The sequence below is a fragment of the Noviherbaspirillum sp. genome (genome assembly GCF_035254685.1).
Classification (GTDB): domain Bacteria; phylum Pseudomonadota; class Gammaproteobacteria; order Burkholderiales; family Burkholderiaceae_D; genus Noviherbaspirillum.
The window spans coordinates 74,221-85,824 of record NZ_DATFAI010000004.1 but is presented as its reverse complement, the minus strand read 5'-3'; the positions used below and the strand labels follow the sequence as shown (position 1 = coordinate 85,824).

Here is an 11,604-nt window from a genome sequence, read left to right as displayed (position 1 = left end):
CCGCGCGTTGATGCGCGCTTACTGTGCCGCCGTCCTGGCGTCGGCTGCCGGCGCAGCGGCGCCGGTCTGCGCCAGCCTGACCGTCGTGCCGACGCGCAGGCTGCCGAGGTTGGTCTTCACGATCTGCGCGCCGCGCTCCAGCCCGGACACGATTTCCACCGCCGGACCCTGGCCGTCGTCACCACGCATGCCGAGCGTGACCGGCTTGCGCGCCAACTTGCCGTTTTCGATGGCGTACACGTAGGTGTTGCCGGCGTCGTTCTGGATCGCCGTTTGCGGCACGCTCAGCACACCGGATTTCTTTGCAATCGTCAGTTGCGCTTCGCCGAACATGCCGACGCGCAGTGCGCCCTGCGGGTTGTCGATCTGCACGTAGGCCATGATCGAACGCGAGCCCGCCTGCGTGGCGGGATTGATGCGTACCACCTTGCCGGCAAACGGCTGCGGCATGCCTTCCACCTTCACCTTGACCTCCTGTCCGAGCGCGACATGCATGATGTCGGCGGCGGGCACGGGCGCTTCCATTTCCATCTGGCTGAGGTCGACTACGTCGAGCAGGCGATTGTCGGCGGAAACCTTCTCGCCCGGCTGGATGGTGCGGCTGCTGATCAGGCCGCTGATCGGCGCGCGGATCACCGTGTCGGCCAGCGCCTTCTGCGCCACGTCGAGCGCGCCGCGCGCGGATTCGACGTTGGCGCGCGCGATGTCGTACTGGCTCTCCGCGTTGTCAAACGCCGTTTTCGAAATGAATCCCTTGTCGAGCAGGGCCTTGTTGTTGTCGCGCGTCTTGGTCGCGATCTCCAGTTGGCCGCGCGCCGCTGCCAGCGCGCCTTTTGCCTGGTCGAGACGTCCCTGGTAGTCGCTGACATCCATTTTGATCAGCACCTGGCCGGCCTTCACGGCCTCGCCCTCGCGCACCAGCACTTCGCGCACATCGCCTGGCACCTTGGCCTTCACGCTGGCCTGATTGAATGCGCGCAATGAGCCGGAAATCGGCAGGATCTGGCGCAGCTCGCGCTCGGTCGCCTGCGTGATGTCGGACGGCAGGAATTCCATGAAGGTGACCGCCTGCTGCGAAGTCGGGGCGGCCGGCGCCGGGCCCTGCTTCTTCAGCATGGCCGCAGCGACACCGCCCGCCAGCAGGCAGACAAGAAGAATGATCCAGAAGGAACGGCGTTTCAACATGGCAGGTCCACTCATTGCGCGCTTGCCGAAGGGGCGCTCAGCAAGCCATTCAGGAACAGGTCGATAAAGTTATTCAGATAGGCTTCCGGCTGGATCGGCTCCATGCGGCAGGCATTGAAGGAATGTTTCCACATCATCAGCATGACCATCGGTGCGCATACCACGTTCATTGCCTGCGTCACATCAATGGAACGGAATTCGCCGCTCTTGATGCCGCGTTCCAGCATGCGGGCGATCATCGCGTTGCCGCGGGAAATCACTTCTTCGTAATAGAACTGCGCCACTTCCGGAAAATTGCTCGATTCGGCCATCATCAGCTTGGCAATGCCCGACAGCTTGGTGCCGCCGATACGATCCCACCAACCGTGGATGATTTCGCGAAACAGGTCGGCAGTGGAACCTTCGAAATTCTCGACGATGTCTTCCGCCTCGCCAAGCACTGGCACCACGTTCTCGCGCACGACGGCCTTGAACAGCTCTTCCTTGTTCGTGAAATAGAGGTAGAGCGTCCCTTTGGACACGCCGGCCATCGATGCGACATCGTCCAGGCGGGTCGCGGAGTAGCCGCGTTCGACAAAGAGGTCCAGCGCGGCGGCAAGCAATTCTTGCGGTCGCGCTTCCTTGCGCCGTTCCCAGCGCTTCTTGAAAGGACAGTTCATGGCGGGTTGGCAGGAGCCAAATAACTTACTGACGAGTCAGTAATATACGGGCGCCTGCATCTTCCGTCAAGTCAAGCTGCACGGCTTTTTTTCCGGAGTTCATGGGGAAGAGGCCTACCGGCTCCCGGAGGTAGAATCCGGTCTTGTCCCACGGCGTTCACATTGCCGATCCGGCAACGTGTTAATTGAGCGAGCCATTCTTGAAACCATCCTGTCGCCCCGGTTGCGGCGCCTGTTGCATCGCGCCGTCGATCTCGTCCCCCATTCCCGGCATGCCGAACGGCAAGCCTGCCGGCGTGCGCTGTGTTCAGTTGAATGCCTTGAACCAGTGCATGATCTTCGGCAAACCGGAACGTCCTGCGGTGTGCGAAAGTCTACAGCCGTCGATGGAGATGTGCGGCGACACGCGCGAGCATGCGCTGCAGTATCTGTCGCTGCTCGACAGGCTCACCTCGGTGCAGGATTGAGAACGCGCAGGCGCTGCCCGCTGCAATCCCGCACGGCATTCAATACCACGAAGGAGAACCCATGAAACTGCGCCCTGTGTGGCTGGCAATGCTTGTTATTGCCATCCTGACATCCTGCGCGAGCATGCTCGGACCGCGCAATGTCGAAATCCCGCTGGCGCGTCTGCAGGAAGCGGTGGCAAGCCGCTTTCCTTTCAATAACCGTTATCTCGACCTGCTCGATATTCATCTCACCAATCCGCGCGTGAGCCTGCAGCCGGATTCCAATCGCATCCTGACCAGCATGGACGCGTCGATTGCGCCGCCGCTGACCAACAGGACATGGAATGGCAATTTCTCGGTATCCGGACAGCTGAAATTCGATCCGTCGCGCAACGCGCTGGTGCTTGGTGAGCCGCGTGTTGAAACTTTCAACGTGAACGGGCTCGACCCCTTGTATGCAAACCGCATCGCTGCGCTCGGCAGCATCCTTGCCGAGCAGTTGCTGAAAGACGTGCCGATCTACACTCTCCGTCCGCAGGACCTGCGCTACGCGGGAACGGCATTCAGCCTCGCAAAAATCACGACCACGCCCAACGCGCTCGTGGTAACCTTTGAGCCCGCCAGATAAGGCCCACAGGCTCTTGCTACTGCGTCAAACAATGCTCCGCCGCCTTCAGGGAAGGGGCGCTCCATGATGGCGCAGAACGAGCCACGAACCTCTACGGCGTCCCTCCAGCAGATTTCCACTGATTCAACAAAGCACCAACATGGACTTAGTATTCGCGCTCAAGGCGCTCATCATGGGCATTGTCGAAGGCTTGACGGAGTTCCTTCCGATTTCCTCGACAGGCCATCTCATCCTCGCGGGCAGCCTGCTCAACTTCACCGGCGAAAAGGTCAAGGTATTTGAAATTGCCATCCAGGCAGGCGCGATGCTGGCGGTCTGCTGGGAATACCGTGTGCGCATTGCCAGCGTGCTGGCAGGATTGACCAGTGATGCCAAGGCACAGCGCTTCGCCATCAATCTCGTGGTTGCGTTCCTGCCTGCCGCCGTGCTGGGTTTGCTCTTCAACAAGATGATCAAGGCGGTGCTGTTCGCGCCCGTGCCGGTGGCGCTGGCCTTCATTATCGGCGGCTTCGTCATCCTGTGGGTCGAGCGTAAACATGCCGCCAAGCCGGTGGTCAGCCGCATCCAGTCGGTCGATGACATGAGCGTGCTCGATGCGTTCAAGGTAGGTTGCGCGCAAGCCTTCGCGCTCATTCCCGGCACCAGCCGTTCCGGCGCTACGATCATCGGCGGCATGCTGTTCGGCCTGTCGCGCAAGGCGGCCACCGAGTTCTCGTTCTATCTTGCCATTCCGACCCTGTTCGCCGCGACCATCTACTCGGTGTACAAGGAACGCGCGCTGCTGTCGGCCGCCGATCTGCCGTGGTTCGGCATTGGCGCGATCTCGGCATTCGTCTCGGCCTTCCTGTGCGTGCGCTGGCTGCTGCGCTACATCAGTTCGCACGACTTCACCGCGTTTGCGTGGTACCGGATCGTGTTCGGCGTCCTGATCATTGGCACGGCATACACGGGCATGGTCGCCTGGGTGGATTAAAATCACGGGATGTTTGAGCATGACAACAACCGCGCCTTGCACATCCTGCAAAGCGTTTTCGGCTATCCCTCGTTCCGCGGCCAGCAGGCCGACATCGTGAACCATGTCGCCGGTGGCGGCGACGCCCTCGTGCTGATGCCCACCGGCGGCGGCAAATCCCTGTGCTACCAGATCCCGGCGCTGCTGCGCGACGGCGTCGGTGTGGTGGTCTCGCCGCTGATCGCGCTGATGCAGGACCAGGTCGATGCGCTGGCGGAAGTCGGCGTGAAGGCAGCCTTCCTCAACTCCACACAAAGTTTCGACGAGGCGATGCGTACCGAGCGCAAGGTGCGCAACGGCGAGCTCGACCTCGTGTACGTCGCGCCCGAGCGGCTGATGACGCCGCGTTGCCTGGAGTTGCTGGAGGCGTCGAAGATTGCCTTGTTCGCCATCGACGAGGCGCATTGCGTGTCGCAGTGGGGGCACGACTTCCGTCCGGAATACATCAGGCTCTCGGTGCTGCACGAGCGTTTCCCGCAGGTGCCGCGCATCGCACTGACCGCAACGGCGGACTCGCAGACGCGCGCCGAGATCGCGCACCGTCTGCAGCTCGAAGACGCGATGCAATTCGTGTCCTCCTTCGACCGCCCCAATATCCGCTACCAGATCGTCGAAAAATCCAATGGCCGCAAGCAAGTGCTGGATTTCATACACGAAGAACATCCCGGCGATGCGGGCATTGTGTATTGCCTTTCACGCAAGAAGGTCGAAGAGACGGCGGAATTTCTGAATGCGCATGGTGTGACGGCGCTGCCTTACCACGCTGGCATGGACATGGCGAAGCGTACCGCGAACCAGGCGCGTTTCCTGCGCGAAGATGCGATCGTGATGGTGGCGACGATCGCGTTCGGTATGGGCATCGACAAGCCGGATGTGCGCTTCGTCGCGCACCTCGACCTACCGAAGAGCATCGAGGGTTATTACCAGGAAACCGGTCGCGCCGGCCGCGACGGTGCACCAGCGGATGCATGGATGGCCTACGGCCTGCAGGACGTGGTGCAGCAGCGCCGCATGATCGACGAGTCGGAGGCCGATGAGAACTTCAAGCGCGTGCAGACGGCCAAGCTCGATGCGATGCTCGGCCTGTGCGAGACGCTGAATTGCCGCCGCGTGCGACTGCTGGATTACTTTGGCCAGCCATCCGGGCCCTGCGGTAATTGCGATACCTGCCTTACCCCGCCAGTGTCCTTCGACGGCACGGTGCAGGTGCAAAAACTGTTGTCAGCCATCTATCGTGTCGAGCAGCGCTTCGGCGCAGGCCATGTGATTGACGTGCTGCGCGGCGTCGATTCCGAGAAGGTGAAACAATGGCGGCATGACAAGCTGTCCACCTTCGGTATCGGCAGCGAGACCAGTGAAGCGGAATGGCGCGCGATCCTGCGCCAGGCCATCGCGCTCGGGCTGGTCGTGGTTGACCATGATGCCTATGGTTCCCTCAAGCTGACCGCTGAAGCGCGGCCCGTGTTGCGCAGCGAACGTTCCGTGCAACTGCGACAGTACCAGAAGCCCGCGAAGAAGAAGCGCGAAACGACAAAGCCGAAAGGCTACGCGGAAAGCGAACTTTCAGCAGTGGAACAGACGATTTTCGAGAAACTGCGCTGGTGGCGCGTGGAAACTGCGCGCAAGCACAACGTGCCGGCCTACGTGATTTTCCACGACGCTACGATGCGCGAGATCGCCAAGGCGAAACCCGGTTCGCTGGGCGACCTGCGCAATATTTCCGGCGTGGGCGAGAAGAAGCTCGAAACCTACGGGGAAGAAATCATTTCCCTGATTGCCGACATCAGCTGACCGCGGCCGGGGCGCCGCGGCCCCTCCCTCATTTCACGTCAGGTCCGCGCGGCGATTCCATCGCCAGCGTTGCGGCGGGCTTGTCCGACACGAACACGGCCTTGTGGCTTCCGCGCAGGTCCCATCCGAGCACCAGGCGCACATCGGCATTGCCACGTAACTTCGCGTTCGCCGCAAGGGCTGGCGGGTTCACGAACTTATGGCTCAGGCTCGCGGCCTGTTCGCGGAATCCCTCGCGATACTGGATCACCGTTTCGAGCTGACGGTATGGCTTCTGGTTGGTCAGGTGTGCCGTGGCGACGCCTTCCTGCGCGAGGAAGGTCGCGGTCTTCTTTGCCATGCCGTTGACGCCATTGCCATTCGCGATTTCGAGGCGTGCCGGCTTGAGCGGGGCTGGCTCAAGGTGCGACGGCGGGGCGGCAGCAAGCATGACCTGCACGGCTTGCGGCGCCGGCTTCGTTTCGACCGGCATCGATTCCACCGGCGCTGCCTGCGCAATCACTGGCGCTGCCGGGGCATTCACTGCTACTGCCGGGAGATTCACTGGTGCCGCCGCCGATTCTGCTGCAGGCACTGCGGCAATGGCCGATGCCGGGGCCGACACTGGGGCTGGGGCCGGAGCCGCCGTTGATTCTGTTGCCGCTGCGGCCGGAATCGCGTGCTCTTCGATGACGACAGCAGGCACCGGTTGAGTGACTGACGGCGCGCTTTCCGCCGAAGGTGCTGGCGAACGCATCGCCGCCACGCGCGATTTCTCATCCTCGTTCAGTTGCGCAAAGGCCTGCGCGAGATTGTTCGAGGTGCGCGCATTCTTCGGGTCCAGCGCCAGCGCCTTGTCATAGGCCGCGACCGCACTGACGTAATTCTTCTGCAGGAAATAGGTGTAGCCGAGGTTGTTGTAGATGTGCGCGGCCTGCGGCGCGGTCGCCAGCACGGACAGGAACTCCGCGATCGCCTTGTCGTACTCGCCTTGCGCCGCGTAGCTCGTGGCGATCGCATTGTGCGCCTCGACGAAATCCTTGTTGAGTTCGAGCGCCTTGCGATAGGCATCGATCGCCAGCTCGTAGCGCTGCTGTCCCTGATAGTAACGTCCGAGCTGATAATAATCCTGCACGTTGCCGCCCGAATTGCGAATGCTGAACACGGGCTCGATGCGCAATGCCGTTTTCTCCTTCTGATCCGCCTGGTTGAGCGTGCTGCAGCTCAGCAGCAAGGGGATCGTGGATGCGAGGGGCAGGAGGCGCAGTATTTTTTTCATGATGGTCGTTCCTCTCATGCAAAAGGTTCAGTGTCCGGCCATTGCCGGCAGCAGGGCGCGCGAAATCTGGATGAAGGCAGGCCCCATGAGCACACCCAGCAGGGCCGGGAAGAAGCAGAAGATCAGGGGGAACAATAGTTTCAGTGACACCTTTGCGGCAGCTTCCTCGGCGCGCTGGCGGCGCTTGATGCGCAGGCTTTCGGCATGGACGCGCAAGGAATCGGCCACGCTCGTGCCGAAACGCTCGGCCTGGATCAGCATCGCGACCAGCGAGTCGATATCCTCGACGCCGGTACGCATTGCCAGGTTGCGCAATGCCTTTTCCTTTGCGCTGCCGGCCCGCAGCTCCAGCGTGACGAGATGCAGCTCCTCGCTCAAGATCTGCGAGGTCGCTGCCATTTCCTGCGCGATGCGTGCGATCGCGGCGTCGATGGCAAGACCGGCCTCGATGCAGATCGTGAGCAGGTCGAGTGCTTCCGGAAAGCGCTCGAAAATCTCGCGCTTGCGGACATTCACGATGTACGTCAGCCCGAAGTTGGGCAGGAAGAAGCCGATCGCGGACGCGAGGACGAGGATGAAGAGGATGCGGTTCGCGGGTACCGCACTTGCGCTTGCCATCAGGCCGAGCCACAAGACAGACGGGATGGCGATGGCCAGCACGGTCTTTGCGGCAAAGTAAACCGTCGGCGCGCTGTCGCCGCGAAAGCCGGCGTTCATGAAGCGCGTGCGCAGCGCGGACTTCTCCCAGCCTTCGGAGGGGACCGACAGTTTTGCCAGAGGGCCGCTCAGCCTGGCCAGACGCGCGACCCACTGCGTGCCGGGATCGGCGCCTGCCGGCGCGACTTCGTTCAAGTGGCGCCGCAGGCGCTGCTGGACCGGGCTGGGCGCGACGAGCGATATGACGAACATCACGCCTGCGAACGCCGAAATGAATACGGCGCCGAGGAAGAGAAACTGGACGATGGACATGATCGTGGCTCCTTGTCTTTGCGTCACACCTTGATCCGGATGATCTTGCGCATCCAGAAGGCGCCGAAAACCATCATCACCGAGATCACAGTGATGATCTTTTCACCCGCCGGGTCGGTCCAGAGAACCCGCATGAAGCGCGGATTGACGATATTCAGGAACAGGACGAGAACGATCGGCAGCAGGCCGAGGATCCATGCCGACAGGCGCGCTTCCGCGGAATACACGCGGATCTGGCCGAACAGGCGCAGGCGTTCGCGCACCAGTGTTGCGATCTTGCCGAGCAGCTCCGCAAGGTTGCCGCCGGTTTCGCGCTGGATCAGCACGGCGACGACGAAGTAGCCGACGTCGGTGCCGGGCACGCGTGCCGACAGATGCTTGAGCGCGTCCTGCATCGGTATGCCGTAGTTCACTTCGTCGAACACCAGTTTGAATTCGGATGCCAGCGGATCGGCCAGCTCCTGCCCGACCATCTGTATGGCGGAGGAAAACGAATGCCCCGCCCGCAGTGCGCGGCTGACGAGATCGAGCGCGTCGGGAAGCTGCTCCTCGATGGCGTGCAGGCGCTTGCGCTTGGCCGCGGTGACGTACGCGAACGGAATGCCCCCCGCCGCAAGGCCGCAGGCCGCAGCCACGGCGACAGGAAGCTTCAAGATCCAGAGCAGCGCGAACACGGCAGCGAAACATCCGAGCGAGGCGGCGCAAAGCCGGGCCACGCTCATGTTCAGCCCGGACTGCTCGAGCCAGCCGTCGAGCAGGTCGATGCGCGGGATCCGTTCGAGCAAACGCTGCACGCCCGGGAATTTGCTCAGCAGGCGCTGCTTGAGAATGGAGGAATTCTCCGGGCTGCGACCCTGCTCGGACATCAGCTTGAGGCGTTGTGCGATCCGTTTGGCGACCGGCCCGCGCGACGCATTCCATGACATGTACAGGCCTTCAAGCAGAAACACCACTGCGATGAAGAGCGCGATCACAAAAAGTATGTAGGCATATTCCATGCTGGCCCCCGGTCAGGTCGTCACTTCGTACAGCCGGTTCGGATCGAACATCGTTTCGGGCAGATCGATGCCGCGCACGTGCAGCCGCTCCAGGAAACGCGGACGCACGCCGAGTGCATGGAAATAACCCTGCACCGCGCCGGCTTTCGTCACGCCGGTTTGCCGGAAGCCGAAGATTTCCTGCATGGTCACGACATCGCCTTCCATGCCGGTGATTTCCTGGATGCTCACGACCTTGCGCTTGCCGTCCAGCAGCCGCGCGACCTGCACGACGACGCTGATCGCCGAGCTGATCTGGTAGCGCGCCACTTTCGTCGGCTGGTTCAGGCCGGCCATGCCGATCATGTTTTCCAGCCGCGTCAGCGCATCGCGTGGCGTGTTGGCGTGGATGGTGGTCAGCGAGCCTTCGTGGCCGGTGTTCATGGCCTGCAGCATGTCGATCACTTCCGGGCCGCGCACTTCGCCTACCACGATGCGGTCCGGGCGCATGCGCAGCGAATTGCGCACCAACATGCGCTGCGTGATCTCGCCCTTGCCCTCGATGTTGGGCGGGCGCGATTCCAGCCTGACCACGTGCGGCTGCTGCAGCTGCAGCTCGGCCGCATCTTCGATGGTAACGATGCGTTCGCTGGGATCGATATAGCCGGACATGATGTTGAGCAGCGTGGTCTTGCCGCTGCCCGTGCCGCCGGAAATGATCATGTTGATCTTGGATTTCGCCAGGGCTTCGAGCATCAGCGCCATGTCCGGGATCAGGCTCTGCAGGCGAACGAAATCATCCATCGCCAGTGCCTTCGCGGAGAAACGGCGGATCGAGACGATCGGGCCATCCACCGCCAGCGGCGGAATGATCGCGTTGACGCGCGAGCCGTCGGGCAGGCGCGCATCGACCATCGGGCTCGATTCATCGACGCGGCGGCCGACGCCCGACACGATCTTGTCGATGATCTTCATCAGGTGCGCTTCATCGTTGAACTTCACGTCTGTCAGCTGCAGTTTGCCGAAGCGCTCGACGTACACCTGCCTGCTGGTATTGACCAGGATATCGGTCACGGTCGGGTCCGCCAGCAGCGGTTCCAGCGGTCCGAAACCTGTCATCTCGTACTGGATATCGCGCACCACGGCGCGGCGTTCCGCGTCGTTGAGCACCACGTTTTCGGATTTGAGCAGCTCCTGCACCAGTCGCTTGAGCTCTTCCTTGAGCTGTTGTTCGCCCAGGTTTTCCATGGCCTTCAGGTTGACTCGGTCGAGCAGTGTCTGGTGCAGGCGCGCCTTCAGTTCGCGGTAGGCCTGGTTGTCGATGGTGCGTACGCTGCCGGGCACAAGGCCGGGAGCGACGCTTTCCGTTTCGCCGATGTTGAACTGCGATCTCAATGACATGGAGCCGCTCCTTCTGTTGATGTTTTGTGGTGTCGTTCGGGCCTGCTATCGGCCGCTGCGCGCGCTGGTATCGCGCTCGGATTCGTAACGCTTCAGCATGCGCCGGAACCAGGGAATCTCTTCCTGTTTTTCCCCTTGCACCAGCGAGGCGCTCCACTGGGCGAGCGCCTTGGCGACCGGGCTGGCCTTGCTCAGCAGGCCGATCGGAACGCCCTGGTTGATCGACGCCGTCACTGCGTCGTAATGGTTCGGCACGATGCGTGCGAGCTTCATGCCGAGCGATTTCTCCAGGTCGGAAAGCTGGATGTCGCCGCCCTTGGCATAGCGGTTGACCACCGGATGGATCTTGCTGGGCGGGTAGTCCAGCGTGTGGAAGACATCCAGCAGGCGGCGCGCGTCGCGGATCACGGGCAGGGAGACCTGCATCACCGCATAGATGGAGTCGGACTGGTCGAGCGCCTTGATGGTTTGCGCGTCGAAATTACAGCCGACATCCAGCACGACGAAATCGTATTGTTCGCGCGCTACGCCGACGATGCGGTCGATATGCTCGGGCCGCACTTCCATGCCCTCGACCGGATTGTTCGGCGCCGCCAGTACATCCAGTCCCGGCCCGGCCTGCGTCATGCTGGCAGTGAGGAAGGCGGCATCGAGGCGCTGGATATTGCGCGCGACGTCGGTCAGCGTGGTGGCGGGCGTCTGGTCCGAGAGGAACATCAGGGCGTCGCCGAACTGGCGGTTCAGGTCGAGCAGCGCGACCTTCCTGTTCTGTTCCACCGCCAGCATGTAGGCGAGGTTGGTGGCGAGGAACGTGGTACCCGCGCCCGACTTGGCGGAGATGAAGGAAAGCACCTGGCAGTCGCCGTGCTTCGAAGGCTTTCTGGCGAGCGTATGCTCGATGCGGCCGATGGCGGCGCGCAGGGTGTCTGCGGTCACCGGGAGCTGCAGCACATCCTTGACGCCGGCGCGCATGGCGCCGATGACGAATTCCGGCGACACGCTTTCGCACAGGATGATCAGCTTCGCGTCGAGATGGGCGACATCCGCGTTTTCCAGCCTGCTGATGCCGTCATCCGTGACGTTCCGGTAATCGACGATGATCAGGTCGGGGCGCGTCCATTTCGCGACGCGCTCCAGCTGCTCCAGGCCGCCTTCATGCATCGTCACGTTGTGCTGGTCGCCTCCCGCCTGCAGCATGTAACGGATGCCGTCTATCGTGTTGGTATTCGACGAAATGATTGCAATCTTCATGTTATCCCCTGAACTGGTTTTCGG

General features: G+C 62.1%; 11 protein-coding genes. 4 read left to right on the top strand and 7 right to left on the bottom strand.

The annotated features are described in order from the left end of the window. Nucleotides 1-18 precede the first annotated feature (18 nt). Nucleotides 19-1,185 (bottom strand): efflux RND transporter periplasmic adaptor subunit, encoded by a 1,167-nt coding sequence (locus VJ698_RS01080; RefSeq protein WP_324100791.1) that lies wholly within the window; start codon nucleotides 1,183-1,185, stop codon nucleotides 19-21. Nucleotides 1,186-1,196: 11 nt separating this feature from the next. Continuing rightward, nucleotides 1,197-1,844, bottom strand: a complete 648-nt coding sequence (locus VJ698_RS01075) for a TetR/AcrR family transcriptional regulator (RefSeq protein ID WP_324100790.1) — start codon at nucleotides 1,842-1,844, stop codon at nucleotides 1,197-1,199. A gap of 200 nt (nucleotides 1,845-2,044) precedes the next feature. Between VJ698_RS01075 and VJ698_RS01070 the strand changes: the two genes are divergently transcribed. The 4 genes from VJ698_RS01070 (at nucleotide 2,045) to recQ (ending at nucleotide 5,724) form a co-directional block, all read left to right on the top strand. Continuing rightward, nucleotides 2,045-2,311: a YkgJ family cysteine cluster protein gene (locus VJ698_RS01070; RefSeq protein ID WP_324100789.1), complete on the top strand. Its 267-nt coding sequence runs from the start codon at nucleotides 2,045-2,047 to the stop codon at nucleotides 2,309-2,311. Between the two features lie 61 nt (nucleotides 2,312-2,372). After that, nucleotides 2,373-2,921 carry a DUF1439 domain-containing protein gene (locus VJ698_RS01065; RefSeq protein WP_324100788.1) on the top strand — a complete coding sequence of 183 codons (549 nt, stop codon included), beginning with the start codon at nucleotides 2,373-2,375 and terminating at the stop codon, nucleotides 2,919-2,921. A gap of 139 nt (nucleotides 2,922-3,060) precedes the next feature. Then, nucleotides 3,061-3,894 carry an undecaprenyl-diphosphate phosphatase gene (locus VJ698_RS01060; protein WP_324100787.1) on the top strand — a complete coding sequence of 278 codons (834 nt, stop codon included), beginning with the start codon at nucleotides 3,061-3,063 and terminating at the stop codon, nucleotides 3,892-3,894. A 9-nt stretch (nucleotides 3,895-3,903) separates the two neighbouring features. Beyond that, entirely contained in the window at nucleotides 3,904-5,724 is a 1,821-nt protein-coding gene (gene recQ, locus VJ698_RS01055) for a DNA helicase RecQ (protein WP_324100786.1), read from the top strand. Between the two features lie 28 nt (nucleotides 5,725-5,752). Here recQ and VJ698_RS01050 read toward each other — a convergent pair whose 3' ends face one another. The 5 genes from VJ698_RS01050 to VJ698_RS01030 are packed head-to-tail and all read right to left on the bottom strand — an operon-like array spanning nucleotide 5,753 to nucleotide 11,580. Next, entirely contained in the window at nucleotides 5,753-6,982 is a 1,230-nt protein-coding gene (locus VJ698_RS01050) for a LytR C-terminal domain-containing protein (protein ID WP_324100785.1), read from the bottom strand. 27 nt (nucleotides 6,983-7,009) lie between these two features. Continuing rightward, a complete protein-coding gene (locus VJ698_RS01045) occupies nucleotides 7,010-7,951 on the bottom strand; it encodes a type II secretion system F family protein (RefSeq protein ID WP_324100784.1) in 942 nt (313 codons plus the stop codon). Between the two features lie 23 nt (nucleotides 7,952-7,974). After that, a complete protein-coding gene (locus tag VJ698_RS01040; protein ID WP_324100783.1) occupies nucleotides 7,975-8,949 on the bottom strand; it encodes a type II secretion system F family protein in 975 nt (324 codons plus the stop codon). A gap of 12 nt (nucleotides 8,950-8,961) precedes the next feature. After that, a complete protein-coding gene (locus tag VJ698_RS01035; RefSeq protein WP_324100782.1) occupies nucleotides 8,962-10,329 on the bottom strand; it encodes a CpaF family protein in 1,368 nt (455 codons plus the stop codon). A 45-nt stretch (nucleotides 10,330-10,374) separates the two neighbouring features. After that, entirely contained in the window at nucleotides 10,375-11,580 is a 1,206-nt protein-coding gene (locus VJ698_RS01030) for an AAA family ATPase (RefSeq protein ID WP_324100781.1), read from the bottom strand. Nucleotides 11,581-11,604 lie beyond the last annotated feature (24 nt).